The sequence below is a fragment of the Demequina sediminicola genome (assembly GCF_000975055.1).
Taxonomy (GTDB): domain Bacteria; phylum Actinomycetota; class Actinomycetes; order Actinomycetales; family Demequinaceae; genus Demequina; species Demequina sediminicola.
The window spans coordinates 184,968-200,082 of sequence record NZ_BBRB01000005.1 but is presented as its reverse complement, the minus strand read 5'-3'; the positions used below and the strand labels follow the sequence as shown (position 1 = coordinate 200,082).

Genomic DNA, 15,115 nt, shown 5'->3' with positions numbered 1-15,115 from the left:
GGCTGACTCGCGGTGATCAGTGGAGTGAAATGTCGACCGATTTGCCGGCCCCCGGCGCTGCCCAACAGCAGCGCTTGGTAGCAGCGCGCGCCGCGCTCCAAGATGTGCAGGCGCGCTGGGGTGTGACGCGAGAGGCCAGTGAGCCGGTCGCGGCGCTAGCAGTAGCAGACAGCATTGCGGCACTCTTGCCGAAGGGTCTGGTACGTGGGCAGGTAGTGAGGGTCGGTGGATCCACTTCTTTGGTGTTGGCGCTAGCGGCAGAGGCTTCCAGGCGAGGAGCCTGGACTGCGATGGTAGGGATGCCTGCAGTGGGAGCGATCTCAGCGGCACGCCGCGGCATGGACCTCTCCAAGTCAGTGCTCATTCCCCACCCCGCTGCTCATGCCGCCGATGTCGCCGGAGCATGCCTCGACGGCATGGATGTAGTGATCCTTGGGAAGAAACTTGCGCTATCTGACGGGGATCGGCGAAGGCTAGCTTCCCGAGCTAAAGAGCGGGGCTGTGTCATTCTCACAGTAGATCGGTGGCCCGGGGCTCACCTGGAACTCGACGTCGAACGGACTCAGTGGAGGGGCCTGCACGCTGGTGAGGGCCGGCTACGGGACAGGGACATTACGGTCGCGGTCACGGGACGTCGCCAACCCGGTGTGCAACGGGTGCGTGTCTCGCTCGATCGGGACCCTTCCTGGGTGTCGCGCGCCGTGCCGAGCGCGGTGAATGAAGGGGTGCTGTGATGCTCTCCGCGTCGGCAGGAGCAGTGGCGACGACCCGACGCATGGTGTTGTGGGTCCCTGACTGGCCTGTAGCTGCAGCAATGCGCGAATCTGGTCTCAGCGCCGATGCGCCAGCGGCAGTACTCCATGGGCGTGCAATGACGGCGGTGTCAGCAGCCGCGAGATCTGCTGGCGTGAAACGCGGCAACACCAAACGGGTGGCACAGCGCGCCTGCCCGGAACTCGTGATCATGCACCATGACGAGGGAAGGGACTCGCGGGAGTTTGAGGCCGTCGCCGCAGCGGCAGAAGAGGTCGTCGCTGGAGTGGAGATTTCCCGTCCAGGGCTCTTGATGATCCCCGCTCATGGCGCCGCACGGTTTCATGGGTCAGAAGCCGCACTCGCCGAGGCCCTGATCGGTGCAGTCGCGGAACTGAGCGGCCACGAGAGTCTCGTGGGAAGTGCTGATGGCCTCCTTGCGGCAGTAGTAGCGGCACGGTCTTCGCTATTGGTGCCGCCGGGAGAGTCCCGTGAGTTCCTGTCATCTGCGCCAGTCAGTACTTTGGCGCTCGCGGCAATGGAACGTCGCCAACGGGAATCCGTTGAAGATCTCGCTGAGGTGCTCATCAGGCTCGGCATTCATACGCTTGGCGAGTTCACCGCGTTGCCCCGCAAAGATGTGGTGGCTCGCTTTGGGCAAATGGGCCAGTGGGCACATCGCATCGGTGTGGGGGAGGACGTCCGTCCTCCAGTACTGAGGCGGTCCAGTGATGACATCGAGGTGTCGTACGAGTTTGATGAGCCGGCGCAGCGGGTGGAGCAACTTGCTGCAGTAGCCACGCATACTGCCGCTCAGTTGGACGCTGCACTCCTGAGCGCGGGCGTGCGTTGCGGTCGGGTCGCGATCGCCGCTCGCACCGACAAGGGAGACGTACTAGAGCGTGTCTGGCGTACCGATGTGGGATCCAGAACAGGGGCATTCGCGCGGCACATGTCGGATAGGGTGCGCTGGCAGTTGGAGGGATGGCTATCGGGGACCTCGGCTGGTCCTGATCCTGCGCCCTTGACGTCGTTGACGTTGACTGCTCAGGACGTCGTGGCGCTCGGAGATGAGCAGGCGTATCTGTGGGGTGGGACCTCTGGGGCGGATGCTCGGGCGCATCGTTCCGTGGAACGCATGCAGGCATTGTTAGGGGCGGACGGCGTGTTATCCGTGCGTGAACAAGGAGGACGCTCGCCGCGAGATCGTATGGTGACGGAACCCTGGGGGCAGGAACCTCGGCAGGGGCGCGCCATCTCCCACCCATGGCCTGGCCGTATCCCCGACCCGGCGCCGGCGACCGTTCTCCCCTTGGCTGAGCCGCTCGAGGTCCTCGATGCAGGTGGTTCTCCTGTGATCGTGGGCCGTAGGTTGTCCATGAGTGCGACTCCCACCTGGGTCAGGCTCCAAGCAGAGCCTGGCAAGGCTCCCCACAGTGCGATCGCACGTCACCCGTCTGCAGGCCATGTGGGGCAGGAAAGCACGTGGGGACCGGCGCGACCAGTGGAAGCGTGGGCAGGCCCATGGCCTGTCGTTGAACGATGGTGGTCAGACGAATCTTCGCGGCGCGCCTACCTGCAACTTGCGCTACGAGAACATGATGGCGCCTCCATGCTGGCCGTCCTCGCGGCATTCAGTGCTGGGCAGTGGTGGCTGGAGGCGGTCTATGACTAACTCAGCGGAGTATGCCGAACTTCACGCCCATAGTTCCTTCAGTTTTCTTGACGGTGCCAGCCAGCCGGAAGAGATGGTCGCGGAGGCCGGGAGGCTGGGGTTGAGTGCGCTGGCGCTGACCGATCATGACGGACTTTACGGGGCGGTGAGGGCCGCCAATGCTGCGCGTTCCATCGGGATGCCCGCGGTGTTCGGGGCAGAACTCCACCTTGGCGCTCCGGAGACTCCGGGAGGCCCTCCCGTCCTAGACCCGCCATCGGGGCGGCCGGACCCTCGGGGGAGTCACCTTCTTGTGATCGCACGGGGCGCGCGTGGGTACTCCAGGCTCTCTCATGCAATCGGGATGGCCCACCTCGCCACGGGAGAGAAAGGGCTTGCTCGTTACACCGTCGAGGAGCTCGCTGACACCGGCGCAGGGGAGTTTCTGGTGCTGACTGGATGTCGCAAAGGGGTAGTTCGGCGAGCCCTTTCCGGTGTAGGAGTGCCTGGGGCATCCGCGTTGAGTGGCGCCGTTACACCTGCGGGATTTGCTGAGGCGCGGCGCGAGATCGACAGACTCACCTCGCTCTTTGGTCGCGACAACGTGGCGGTTGAGATCACCGATCATGGCGATCCCTTTGATTCGGAACGCAATGATGCCCTTTCCGATCTAGCGTTCGATGCACAGGTTCCACTTGTCGCAACAACAAATGCGCACTATGCCACTGAGCGGGATGCTGACCTGGCGGCAGCGATGGCGGCTGTCCGGTCCCGTTCATCGCTGGACGATATGGACGGATGGCTCCCTGGTGGGGCCGGGAGCCACCTGCGGTCAGCGGCAGAGATGCTTTCCCGTCACCCGCGTCATGCGCACGCGGTCCCCGCAGCTGCGCGACTTGCGGCTGAATGTACCTTCGATCTCAACCTGGTAGCGCCCAATCTTCCTCCCTATCCCGTTCCAGAGGGGCACACGGAGGCATCGTGGTTACGCGAGGAGGTTCGCCGGGGCGCTTACGCCCGTTACGGGCCGCCGCATGAGGAGCGGGTCAAGGGGGCGTGGAAGCAGCTCGAGCATGAGCTCAATGTGATCGAAGCCTTGGATTTCCCCGGCTACTTTTTGATCGTCCATGACATTGTGAGTTTCTGTCGGGAGCAGGACATCCTGTGCCAGGGGAGGGGATCAGCTGCGAACTCTGCGGTCTGCTATGCGCTTGGCGTCACTGCAGTCGACGCCGTCACGCATGGGCTTCTCTTTGAACGTTTTTTGGCCCCCGAGCGTGATGGCCCGCCCGATATTGATGTCGACATCGAGTCGGATCGTCGTGAAGAGGTCATTCAGTATGTTTTCAGGCGATTCGGCAGGATCAATGCCGCCATGGTGGCCAATGTCATTCAGTACCGGCCCCGGTCTGCGATCCGGGATGCCGCTAAGGCCCTGGGGTATGACGTCGGCCAACAAGATGCTTGGTCAAAGAGCATTGACCGTTGGGGCGACCTTCGTGTCTCTGAATCCCAGCACGAAGAGTGGGCGGCGCGGCAGCGAGACGCGACGTGGCCCGAGCCGACTCCGCCTCAAGACATTGATCACATCCCTGAACCTGTGGTCTCGCTTGCGGAGCGCTTCATGCGCCTACCGCGTCACCTAGGTATTCACCCGGGAGGAATGGTGCTGTGCGACCGTCCTGTGATCGACGTGTGCCCTGTGGAATGGGCCCGCATGCCGGGCCGAACAGTGCTGCAGTGGGACAAGGATGACTGCGCGGATGCGGGGCTAGTGAAGTTCGATTTGTTGGGACTCGGGATGCTGTCGGCGCTAAGGTACGCGTTTGGATTTATCCGGGACACCCAAGGTGAGGAATGGGGCCTACACACCCTGCCCCAGGAGGACCCGGAGGTCTACGACCTGCTGTGTGCTGCCGATACGGTCGGGGTTTTTCAGGTGGAGTCACGCGCTCAGATGGCGACGTTGCCTCGGCTGAGGCCACGGCGCTTTTACGACATTGTGATTGAGGTGGCTCTCATCCGGCCCGGGCCTATCCAAGGAGGTTCGGTTCATCCCTATATCTCGAGAGCGCGCGGGCGCGAACCCGTGACCTACCTGCACCCGCTGTTGGAGCGATCCTTAGGAAAGACCTTAGGGATCCCGCTCTTTCAAGAGCAACTCATGCAGATGGCAATGGACTGTGCTGGATTCGACGGAGCGCTGGCCGACCAACTGCGCCGTGCCATGGGGTCGAAGCGTAGCCCCGAACGGATGGAGGAGCTTCGTGCGCGGTTCATGGTGGGCGCCCACGACAACGGAATCACCGCGGACGTAGCAGCCCAAATTTTTGAGAAGCTCAAAGCCTTCTCCGACTTTGGCTTCCCGGAGTCTCACTCGTACTCGTTTGCATACCTGGTCTATGCCTCAAGCTGGCTCAAGGTTCACCAGCCCGCTGCGTTTTACGCAGGCCTTTTGGCGGCGCAACCGATGGGCTTCTACAGCCCCCAGTCCTTGGCTGCCGATGCGCGGCGTCATGGGCAAGTGGTTCTTCGCCCGTGTGTCAAGCAGTCCTATGCTCTCGCTCGTGTGGAAAGACTCAGCCGTCCGTATGAAACCCCGGGTGAAGTGCGTGAAGACATGGCGGTGCTCACCCATGTTGACCGGCATCTTGCTGTGCGCATGGGGCTTGCCTCCATCAAAACGTTGGGTAGGGAAGCCGCCGATGCGATTGTGGCGGCTCGGGAAGATGGCCCGTTCCGTTCCCTGACAGATATGGCCAGGAGAGTGAGAGTGCGGCCGGCAGGGGTGTCAGGGCAAGGCGGACTTGCGCCTTCAAAGGGGCTTACCGTGGCGCAATGGGAGGCACTTGCCACCGCTGGTGCGTTGGAGTCGCTGGGGGTAACGCGGCGTGAGGGCCTGTGGGCCGCGGGTGGGCTTGCGAAAGAGGGGCCAGATACCTTGCCTGACGCGGTTCCTGGCATGCAAGCACCGATGCTCCCCGGAATGAGCGTGGTGGAGGAGGCCGTTGCTGACGTATGGGCATCAGGGGTCTCCACTGACAGTTACCCCACGGTGTTCGTCAGAGAGGGCCTTAATGCTCAAGGGGTGCTCACCGTCAGTGAAGTACTGAGTCATGAGGCAGAACGTCGCGTGAGTGTCGCAGGCGTCGTGACGCATCGTCAACGTCCAGGGACGGCAAAGGGGGTGACGTTCATTTCGCTTGAGGACGAGACCGGTTTCCTCAACGTGGTGTGCTCGGTAGGAGTGTGGAAACGGTTCAAGGCGGTGGCACGCAGGTCTGCTGCGCTCGTGATCCGGGGTCGTATCGAGCGCGCAGACGGTGCGACGAACCTGATTGCAGAGCATTTAGCGGCATTGTCACTAGCGGTACCGGCTAAGAGTCGAGACTTCCGGTGAGTGAGGTCGTCACGTCTGGAGCGAGCTTGGGGGCGCCGCGGGGTCATTGCTGCACGGCGAGTAGCCATCGACACTCCGAGAGGTATGTGCGACGGCGCATGAACGTGCTGACTGGGCACCTGGATAGTCCCGTCAATGCGGTGCCTGACATGGTGATTCGTCGTGCGAAAGCCATGCTAGAGTTTCTTCTCGCTGAACCGTTCGGAAGAGCGGGTCAGACACCTCGTCCGGGTGGCGGAATTGGTAGACGCGCTAGCTTGAGGTGCTAGTGCCCTTATTTGGGCGTGGGGGTTCAAGTCCCCCCTCGGACACGAACAGTCAGGGACCGGAGCAACCGCTCCGGTCCCTGACTTTTTTGTTGGCTCAGCATGGGCTACGAGACGCACTTCACAGCGTCAACGCACTGCCATCATCGGGAACCTCCTGGCACATCATGGAATACGTCGAGACTTCCTTCTGTTGAACCTGATGTCCGAAGCAGTACTGCACATAACGCAAGGAGAGACCCTCATGGGCACCATTTTGTGGATCATCGCAGTCATCGTCGGAATCATTGGCGTTATTCGCCTCATTCAGAGGGACTTCCTTTGGGGAGCCGTGCTGATTGTCGCGGCCTTCCTGATTGGACCGGCCGGAGTGAGTATCTTCAACCCGTAGCGGATCAATCTTGCGAGCGACGGCACTCAAAGAGCGCGTCCATCGTTCGCTGGACGTCGAGGCTCATCCCCAAGGGCGCTAGCCTGAAGGGATGAGCCTCGACGTCGTCAAGATCTGCCAGGACCTTATTCGTATCGACACCTCGAACTATGGCGATGAACCTGGTCCTGGAGAGCGGGAAGCGGCTGAGTACGTCGCCGCGCTCCTACGTGACCTTGGCCTTGATCCGACCATCCGGGAGTCGACTCCTGGGCGAGCCTCGGTCGTTGCGCGATGGAAGGGAAGCGACCCTTCTCGTCCCGCACTGGTAGTTCACGGACACCTTGATGTGGTGCCGGCGTTTGCAGAGGACTGGTCTGAGGATCCCTTTGCTGCTGTCATCAAGGACGGCCTCCTTTATGGGCGCGGCGCTGTCGACATGAAGAACATGGACGCCATGATTCTGGCAGCCGTAGCCGAGTTGATCGAGGCTGGTGTGACACCGCCGCGAGACATCATCATCGCGTTCTTCGCAGACGAAGAGCACGGGGGCCACCATGGTGCCAAATGGATGGTTGAGAACCATCCGGAGGACTTCGCGGGAGCGACAGAAGCTATCAGTGAGGTCGGAGGCTTCAGCGCCTATGTCAACGGTCAACGCGCTTACCTTGTCCAAACAGCTGAGAAGGGTATCCAGTGGCTCAAGCTGATCGCCACAGGGAAGCAGGGGCACGGCTCACTGGTTCACTCTGACAACGCTGTCGCCCACCTGGCTGGGGCGTTGCAACGTATCGCAGCGCATCGATGGGATGTCGATGTGACGCCCACCGTTGAACACCTGCTGCGCGGCGTGGCGGACTTGCAGGGCGTGGACTACGAGCCTAGTGACGACGGTGTCGCGAAGCTCGTTGCGGGTCTGGGTGCCATGGCTCCCATGATCGATGCTTCGATTCGCAATACTTCGAATCCCACCATGATGGATGCCGGATACAAGACAAATGTGGTTCCTGATCATGCCGTCGGGTATGTCGATACGCGCTATCTTCCCGGTCAACAGGAGCAGGTGCTGCGCACTATCGAAGAACTCGCGGGCACTCACGTGAAGGTTGAGCCGTACATCACTGAACGCAGCCTTGAAGCGCCATTCGAGGTCCCGTTGGTTGACAAAATGATCCAGGCGCTCGGCCACGAGGATCCGGGCGCGGCCGTGCTCCCATATTCATTGATGGGAGGCACCGACAATAAGCACCTTGCCGCTCTTGGTATCGCGGGCTATGGGTTCGCGCCCCTGCTTCTGCCGCCGGAACTAGATTTCCCGTCGCTTTTCCACGGCATCGATGAGAGAGTGCCCGTCGAGAGCCTGTACTTCGGCACTCGAGTACTGGTGAATTTCCTTACTGACTGCTGACGGTCAGCGGAGCTCAGTAGACGTCGGTGCGCTGAAGTTTGTAGACCCTTCGGCGCAACCAAATCCGCCGTTGGCCGCCCACGAGTATTTGTGATCGCGCCAGCTCCCAGCGACCGTACTCGGCGTGCTCCGTCATCATCGTCCGCACCTGTGAATGGCTCGTGGTGCGCGGAAACTCCAGCACCCTCCATTCGTACTGTTGGGGAGAGCGTTGCGCACCTCGAGTTGCTACCACTTGGTGGCCTGACGTGGCGTCGTGGAACATTACACCTCCCATGGATCCGTGTTCGGGGTTATCGTCGAGAACATGAGTGTTGAAGCACGTGATGCGTTGAGACGTTTGATTGCGGCTTTTGAAACCCATCTCGAGGCGGTTGCATCGAAGCGAGATGACGACGACGCGGTCGTGGATGACGCGTATGAAGGCGTAGCGCTAGCGTTTACGTCGTACGAGATGGCCCTCGATACCCAGTTCGCGGAGACGCTACCACTGGTGGTCGACGAGGAATTCGAGGACGACCTCGACGATGCTGACACGGTCCTTGATGATCCGGGCGATCGAGAACTCGACGGCCATGCCCAGACAGATGAGGAAGCGCTCGATGACGACATCGAGGACTTCGACCTGCGCTGACCTCCGCCCACCACGGTGCTAACGCCGTTCTGGGTATCCGAGAGGCGGAGCGGAGACTTCGTCGAGCGCGTCCATGATCGCGTCGGGAAGTGGTTGGAGAGTTGCCTTCAGTGACGGAACGAGTTGTGCCGCAGTGCGGGCGCCGATCGTGGTCGCGGCGATGTGATCCTTCGTGAGCGCCCACGCAAGAGCTGTCTGTTGCATGCTCCAGTCCAGCCCATCCGCAGCCGTGGCGAGCGCCCGTGTGATTGTCATCGACCGTTCACCAAGGTACGGGTCAACGAATCCTGCTAGGTGCTCCGACGCGGCTCGAGAGTCTGCTGGGATTGCATCGAGGTACTTCCCGGTCAGGACACCACGCCCGAGCGGAGCCCAGCCAATGACGCCCATCCCTGTCGCCTCAGCTGCAGGCACGACTTCGCGTTCGATTCCACGCTCCAAGAGCGAGTATTCACATTGGGTAGCGGCAATGGCAGGGCGCCCGGTTGCCATGGTGGCGATGCGGGCGGTAGCCCAACCGGGGAAGTTGGAGACACCGACGTAGCGGGCTCGCCCGGAGTTCACCGCAATTTCGAGGGCGTGGAGCGTCTCTTCGAGGGGGGTGACTGTGTCAAAGGCGTGCACGAGCCACAGGTCGACGTAGTCGGTGTTGAGACGTTCTAGCGATGCATCGAGCGTGGCCAGCATCGTGTCCCGGGACGAGTCGATCACTCCACCCGTTCTCGTTCGGCGGATTCCCGCTTTAGTGCAAATCTGCACATCGGACCGCGAGAGTGTTCCGCCAAGCATGGCGCCGATGGTGGCTTCCGCGCCACCTTCGGCATACGACGCGGCTGTGTCGAGGAAAGTTCCGCCCGCGTCGAGGAAGAGATCGAGTTGAGCGCCGGCTTCTTCAACGCTCGTGTCTCGGGACCATGTCATGGTTCCCAGTGCCAGGCGTGACACCTCAAGTCCGGTTGATCCAACCCTCCGTCGTTCCATATTGGGGACGCTACCGCGTACGCCCTTGTGGGAGGTGGTGCGACTCGCGGACGAATCTGTGTGCTGGGGGCGCTAGCCTTGCGGTCATGGGTTGGTGGGAAGCAGTCATCCTCGGCACGGTTCAGGGCATCACGGAGTTCCTGCCGATTTCTTCAAGCGCGCATGTGCGCGTGGTCGGTCCACTCCTTCCCGGAGGCGGTGATCCGGGCGCTGCGTTCTCCGCCATCATTCAGCTCGGTACTGAGGCCGCGGTCTTGCTGTACTTCCGCAAGGACATCGCTCGCATCATTGCTGCATGGTTCCGTGCTCTTGCAGGCAAAGACGGCGCGTCCCGGGCGGAGCGCTTTGGCTCGAAGAACGCCGATGCTCGCATGGGTTGGTGGGTCATTCTGGGCTCGATTCCCATCGCTGTTCTGGGCTTTGTGTTCCAAGACTTCATTGAGGGGCACCTGCGCAACCTTTACATCACGGCAGCCATGCTTGCGATCTTCGGATTGGTGTTGGGGTTCGCAGACAAGATCGGCCGCAAGGAACGTGAACTGACGTCCTTGCGTGGCAAGGATGCGCTGCTATTGGGTCTAGCCCAAGCCATGGCACTGGTGCCTGGAGTGTCGCGTTCGGGTGGCACCATCTCGATGGGTTTGTTGTTGGGTCTCACACGTGAGGCTGCGGCACGGTACTCGTTCTTGTTGGCTATTCCGGCGGTGCTGGGCTCGGCTGGGCTCGAGTTGGTGACGAACGCTGACGAGCTGACGGCTCCGGGCGGGCCTGGTGTGGCCAACACGGTGATCGCGACTGTGGTGGCGTTTGCCGTGGGATATGCGGTGATCGTATGGTTCCTCAAGCTGATCACGCATCACACGTTCTGGCCGTTCGTGTGGTACCGCATTGGGTTCGCGGTGCTGATCGTGGCGCTGCTTGCGGCGGGCACCATTCCCGCATTGTGAGAGAGCCCTTGAGCTCTAGTCGGTGCTCTTGGGGCCCCCGCCGCCGCGCCTTCGGAGGAATCGCTCAAACTCCGCCGCGATGGCATCGCCTGACGCTTCAGGGAGACTCGTTTCATCCATCAGTGCCTCGAGTTGCTCGACGTGAGCTGAGATTTCCTCGTCGTCCGCGGCGAGTTCGTCTGCTCCCCGGACCCACGCATCGGCTTCCTCGATGAGTTCACCTAGATCAATGCTGGTATCGAAGAGCCGTTCAAGTTGGACCAGCAGCGCTGCAGTCGCTTTAGGGCTGGGTGGATGCCCGAGGTAGTGGGGCACGCCCACCCACAAACTCAAGACTGAGATGCCTCGCTGCTGAGCCTCGTGTGCCAGGACGCCCACAATGCCTGTCGGTCCTTCGTAGTCCGACTTCTCGAGTCCAAAGCGGGCACGAGTCGCCTCTTGTTCAGAAGTGAGGAACGTGGGCAGTGGGCGAGTGTGCGGGACATCCACAAGGAGCGCGCCGCACGTGACAAGAGTGCTCACACCGAGGTTTTCGGCGTGGTCCAAGATTTCTTTGCAGAAGGTGCGCCACCGCATCGAGGGCTCGATGCCGCGTGCGATAGCGAGGCGTGGCGCCCCATCGACGTCAGCCGTGGAGATGATCGTGCCAGGCCACGAGACCACCCTCTCCCCGGTACTGTCACGGCTGATGGTCGGTCGCGACACCTGGAAGTCGTGATAATCCTCGGGATCAAGCGTCGCGTGTTCCTTCGCGTTCCATGCCGCGGCGAGGTGATCTGTTGCTGCGGTCGAGGCGCATCCCGCGTCGTTCCATCCCTCGAACGCGGCGAGCATGACGGAGTCATCGGGGCCAAGAACAGGGGTGAGATCATCCGGGGTCATGTTGCCAGCCTAGACTCGGGGACTGTGACAACGCACATTACTTCGCCCTCGGCCGTCCTCTGGGATATGGATGGCACACTCATCGACTCTGAGCCCTATTGGATAGGGGCTGAAACAGATCTCGCGGCACAGTGGGGCATTGAGTGGACTCACGACGATGGTCTTCAGCTCGTGGGGAACCCACTGCCGGTGTCCGCGCAGGTGCTCCGTGGAAGGGGTGTGGACCTTCCGGGAGACGAGATCGTCGCCTACCTTCTGGGACGTGTGCGAGACAGCGTTAAGGAGCACGTCCCTTGGCAAGACGATGCTCGTTCGCTTCTCGAAGAACTCCACGGCGCAGACATTCCGTTGGCGCTGGTGACGATGTCTTACACGCCGTTGGCGGAGGCATTGACCTCGGCGCTCCCGGGAGTTTTTGACGTGGTGGTGACGGGAGACACGGTGTCGCGGGGCAAGCCAGATCCTGAAGCATTCCTGACCGCAGCTAAAAAGCTTGGCGTTGACATTGAAACGTGTGTCGCATTTGAGGATTCGCCTGCGGGAGTTCAGTCCGCCTGGTCGTCAGGTGCTCGTACCGTCGGCGTCAAGCGACTGACCCCGATCCCTTCACTCCCAGGGTTGTCGCGTGTCGCATCACTGGAGGATTGGGGCCTGGACGTTGTCCAGCGTGTCGCCAACGGAGAAGTGATCGACGAACTGAGCGCCCACGACTAGGTGACCGCGGGAGCACTGTCGGCTGCACCGGGTCGCACGCCCAGCGCTCGTTCGACGGCGTCTGGATCGAGTTCAGGTGGTGTGCCCCCAAAAGCCGGGCACAGCTCCTGGAAATGACACCAGTCACAGAGTTTGGACTTCTGGGGGCGGAACTGTCCCGTTGACGCGGCATGGGTGATGTCGTTCCACAGTTCTCGAATCTCGTGTTCGACGAGGTCGAGGTCTTCCGCAGTGGGGCGCAGCACCAGTGTCCCGCCGTCCTTGAGGAAGAGCAGCTGAAGGATCGCTGGTCGCCGGCCACGCAAGCGTTCCACGAGAAGCGCGTAGAACTTCATTTGAAAGCGCTCTTTTTGCCCGTACTGCGGGCGGGGAGTCTTCCCGGTCTTGTAGTCGATGATGCGAATTGATCCATCGGGTGCGACATCAACACGGTCGATGAATCCTCGCAGGAGAGGGCCGTCGGGAAGCTGAAGTTCTACAAACTCTTCTCGCGCGTTGGGTTCAAGTCGCTGCGGGTTCTCCATCGTGAAGTACGTGCGCAGACGTGTGGCACCATCCGCGAGCCAAGCTTGCTCAGCTGCCTTGTCGTCATGGAGGTCCGCAAGCGTTGGATCCTTGACTTTCATGGCGTCCCACAGTGGTGACAGCATCGCCGTGGCAGCGTCTTCATTGCGTTCGTGGGCTGGAAGGTCGTAGAGCTCTTCGAGCACACTGTGGACCAAGGTGCCTAGGGTTGCAGCGGCCGACGGAGGCTCAGGGACGCGATCAATGACGCGGAGTCGGTAGAGATGGGGACACTGGCGGAAGTCGCCTGCGCGTGATGGGGACAGTGCAGGAGCGCGACGTGGTGCGGACATGCACCCCAGGCTACGGGGAACCCGTGACATGGCGGCTGCTTTCAGCGTCTACGGTGGTGGTCATGACTTCACACGACCCGCGTACGCGTGGATTTTCATTAGGACATGTGTTTGGGGCAAGGGTCGTCGTGCAGCCGTCCACACTGTTGATGGTGTTGATCCTCGCGTTGTTGTTCAGCACCGCTGGTGGTGGTGAACTGAACCGGCGCAGCTTCTCGATGGGTGTGCTGTTTGCCCTCTTGCTCTTTGTGTCCGTATTTCTGCATGAACTTGCGCATGCGGCGACGGCCAAGGGGTTCGGTCGGACCGTGAATGAAGTCGTCCTCACGCTGTGGGGCGGCCACACGAGTTTCGATGCCCGCGGGCTGACCCCTAAGGTCGCGGGAGTCACCGCGATTGCTGGCCCTCTCGCGAACCTCGTGGTCGCGTTGTTGGCCGCACTGCCGATCTGGCTTGGGTGGGTCGAACTGGATTTGCTTGACCGGGTTGCGGGTGACATCTGGCTTTACGCCGCCTTGCAGTGGTTGGTGTGGACCAATGTGCTGCTGGCGATCTTCAATGCGTTGCCCGGAATTCCGATGGACGGTGGTCGGGTTGTCGAATCGATCGTCTGGGCCTCAACCGGGTCCCGGTTCCGGGGCATGTATATCGCGGCATGGTGCGGGCGCGTCATCGCGATCGGACTTGTCATCTACGCAGTGGCGGCGCCGTTGGTGCAGGGCCGCACTCCAGGCCTCTTTGACATCGCGTGGGCGGCATTGATTTTCATGGTGCTATGGCCCGCTGCTTCACAGGCGATCAAAGTGTCCCAGGCGATGCTGGCCAGAGAGTCCATTTCTCTTCGTCAACTCATGGTGCCGGCTGTGGCGCTTCCGCACACCGCGTCCGCAGCACAGGCCGCAACGGTGGCGCGTGACACTGGTGCTGGAGAGATCATTGTGGTCAGTCCTGATGGCCATGCCGCAGGTCACTTCCCGGTGACACTGTTGAACGCCGTCCCGGAATCGGACTTTGAACAGACCCGACTGGTGTCGGTGACGATGCCGTTACCGCGAGGGGCCACAATCTCGATTGATGCAACAGGCGAGGCGTTAGTCCAAGCGCTCAACGAGTGGTGGGGAAAAGCGGACGTCCTTGTGGTCATTGACGCTGGGGGCTTCGCCGGCGTGCTTCGCCTGGCCGACGCGATGAAGGCCCTGCAATAGCGCGCCCTAGACTGGGGGTATGACTTCAACCCTTCCTACTGGCGCCACAGAGCGCCGCGGCCCCTTGCGGCCAGGCGACCGCGTGCAACTGACCGATGCGAAGGGCCGTCACCACACCATCGTCCTTGAGCCGGGCAAGACCTTCCACACCCATCGGGGACAGTTCAGCCACGACGACATCATCGGTGGTCCGGAAGGCGCTGTGGTGAAGAACACCGCGGGCTACGAATACCTCGTGTTGCGCCCCCTGCTGAGCGACTACGTCATGTCGATGCCACGTGGTGCGGCGGTGATCTATCCCAAGGATGCTGGCCAGATCATTCAGATGGCAGATATCTACCCCGGTGCCCGGGTAGTCGAGGCTGGCGTCGGCTCCGGTGCGCTCACCATGTCGCTCCTGCGCGCCGTGGGCGACGACGGTGAACTGATATCGATCGAGCGGCGTGAGGATTTCGCGGACATTGCGCGCGCCAACGTGGAGCAGCACTTCGGTGGTACCCACCCAGCGTGGACTCTGACAACGGGTGATTTTGCCGACAGAGTTGCCGATGTCGCGGAGCCGGGAACTGTGGACCGTGTCGTCTTGGACATGCTCGCGCCCTGGGAGAACGTTGAAGCTGCGTCGAAGGCGCTTACTCCAGGTGGCGTCTTCCTCGCCTACGTGGCTACCGCCACCCAGTTGTCCCGACTTGCGGAGGCACTGCGTGATCACGGTGAATACACCGAGCCCCGTGCCTGGGAAACGATGGTGCGAACCTGGCACCTTGAGGGCCTCGCCGTTCGTCCCGATCACCGTATGGTCGGTCACACCGGGTTCCTGCTGACGAGCAGGCGTATGGCGCCAGGAGTGCACGCGCCATTGCGCAAGCGCCGTCCTGCCAAGGGGTCGTATCCCACCGAGGCCGAGTGGGAGCCGGAGGATTTGGGTGAGCGCGCGGTGTCAGACAAAAAGGTTCGCCGTGTACGTCGAGATGTCACTGCCCAACAGCAGAACATTCAAGGGAAGCAGGACGAGCTCGAGCAGCAAGCAGATGGAGAGTAGTA

The 15,115-nt window shown here is 61.7% G+C and carries 14 protein-coding genes and 1 tRNA gene; 11 read left to right on the top strand and 4 right to left on the bottom strand.

The window, feature by feature from the left end; translation table 11 throughout:
* Positions 1–29: 29 nt before the first annotated feature.
* The 6 genes from imuA' to AOP79_RS10510 all read left to right on the top strand — a co-directional run bounded on the left by imuA' (position 30) and on the right by AOP79_RS10510 (position 7,851).
* On the top strand, positions 30–734 hold the full coding sequence (gene imuA', locus AOP79_RS10525; protein WP_062073339.1) for a DnaE2-dependent mutagenesis accessory factor ImuA': 705 nt from the start codon (positions 30–32) through the stop codon (positions 732–734).
* Positions 734–2,428: a Y-family DNA polymerase gene (locus AOP79_RS11920; RefSeq protein ID WP_082093567.1), complete on the top strand. Its 1,695-nt coding sequence runs from the start codon at positions 734–736 to the stop codon at positions 2,426–2,428. Before imuA' ends, AOP79_RS11920 begins: the two co-directional genes overlap by 1 nt.
* A complete protein-coding gene (locus AOP79_RS10520) occupies positions 2,421–5,807 on the top strand; it encodes an error-prone DNA polymerase (RefSeq protein WP_236683395.1) in 3,387 nt (1,128 codons plus the stop codon). Before AOP79_RS11920 ends, AOP79_RS10520 begins: the two co-directional genes overlap by 8 nt.
* A gap of 225 nt (positions 5,808–6,032) precedes the next feature.
* Positions 6,033–6,118: transfer RNA gene (locus AOP79_RS10515), tRNA-Leu, on the top strand.
* Between the two features lie 199 nt (positions 6,119–6,317).
* Positions 6,318–6,464, top strand: coding sequence for a GPGG-motif small membrane protein (locus AOP79_RS11895; protein ID WP_162836188.1), 147 nt, complete (start codon positions 6,318–6,320; stop codon positions 6,462–6,464).
* 91 nt (positions 6,465–6,555) lie between these two features.
* Entirely contained in the window at positions 6,556–7,851 is a 1,296-nt protein-coding gene (locus tag AOP79_RS10510; RefSeq protein WP_062073335.1) for a M20/M25/M40 family metallo-hydrolase, read from the top strand.
* A 13-nt stretch (positions 7,852–7,864) separates the two neighbouring features.
* Here AOP79_RS10510 and AOP79_RS12000 read toward each other — a convergent pair whose 3' ends face one another.
* Positions 7,865–8,116 (bottom strand): DUF5703 family protein, encoded by a 252-nt coding sequence (locus AOP79_RS12000; protein WP_236683394.1) that lies wholly within the window; start codon positions 8,114–8,116, stop codon positions 7,865–7,867.
* A 42-nt stretch (positions 8,117–8,158) separates the two neighbouring features.
* Here AOP79_RS12000 and AOP79_RS10500 point away from each other — a divergent pair, with 42 nt between their 5' ends.
* Positions 8,159–8,485 (top strand): primosomal protein, encoded by a 327-nt coding sequence (locus AOP79_RS10500; protein ID WP_174435658.1) that lies wholly within the window; start codon positions 8,159–8,161, stop codon positions 8,483–8,485.
* A gap of 18 nt (positions 8,486–8,503) precedes the next feature.
* On the opposite strand, the gene AOP79_RS10495 is transcribed toward AOP79_RS10500, so the two are convergent.
* Complete coding sequence (locus AOP79_RS10495; RefSeq protein ID WP_062073333.1) at positions 8,504–9,466, bottom strand: aldo/keto reductase; 963 nt, start codon at positions 9,464–9,466, stop codon at positions 8,504–8,506.
* Between the two features lie 86 nt (positions 9,467–9,552).
* Here AOP79_RS10495 and AOP79_RS10490 point away from each other — a divergent pair, with 86 nt between their 5' ends.
* Positions 9,553–10,413 carry an undecaprenyl-diphosphate phosphatase gene (locus AOP79_RS10490; RefSeq protein ID WP_062073331.1) on the top strand — a complete coding sequence of 287 codons (861 nt, stop codon included), beginning with the start codon at positions 9,553–9,555 and terminating at the stop codon, positions 10,411–10,413.
* Between the two features lie 15 nt (positions 10,414–10,428).
* Here AOP79_RS10490 and AOP79_RS10485 read toward each other — a convergent pair whose 3' ends face one another.
* A complete protein-coding gene (locus AOP79_RS10485) occupies positions 10,429–11,295 on the bottom strand; it encodes a PAC2 family protein (RefSeq protein ID WP_062073329.1) in 867 nt (288 codons plus the stop codon).
* A gap of 24 nt (positions 11,296–11,319) precedes the next feature.
* Between AOP79_RS10485 and AOP79_RS10480 the strand changes: the two genes are divergently transcribed.
* A complete protein-coding gene (locus AOP79_RS10480; RefSeq protein WP_236683392.1) occupies positions 11,320–12,009 on the top strand; it encodes an HAD family hydrolase in 690 nt (229 codons plus the stop codon).
* On the opposite strand, the gene AOP79_RS10475 is transcribed toward AOP79_RS10480, so the two are convergent.
* Positions 12,006–12,866 (bottom strand): RecB family exonuclease, encoded by an 861-nt coding sequence (locus tag AOP79_RS10475; RefSeq protein WP_201774458.1) that lies wholly within the window; start codon positions 12,864–12,866, stop codon positions 12,006–12,008. The genes AOP79_RS10480 and AOP79_RS10475 overlap by 4 nt on opposite strands.
* A gap of 62 nt (positions 12,867–12,928) precedes the next feature.
* Between AOP79_RS10475 and AOP79_RS10470 the strand changes: the two genes are divergently transcribed.
* Together AOP79_RS10470 and AOP79_RS10465 are read left to right on the top strand one after the other, a co-directional pair.
* Complete coding sequence (locus tag AOP79_RS10470; protein ID WP_161794261.1) at positions 12,929–14,071, top strand: site-2 protease family protein; 1,143 nt, start codon at positions 12,929–12,931, stop codon at positions 14,069–14,071.
* A gap of 19 nt (positions 14,072–14,090) precedes the next feature.
* Entirely contained in the window at positions 14,091–15,113 is a 1,023-nt protein-coding gene (locus AOP79_RS10465; protein ID WP_062073323.1) for a tRNA (adenine-N1)-methyltransferase, read from the top strand.
* Positions 15,114–15,115 lie beyond the last annotated feature (2 nt).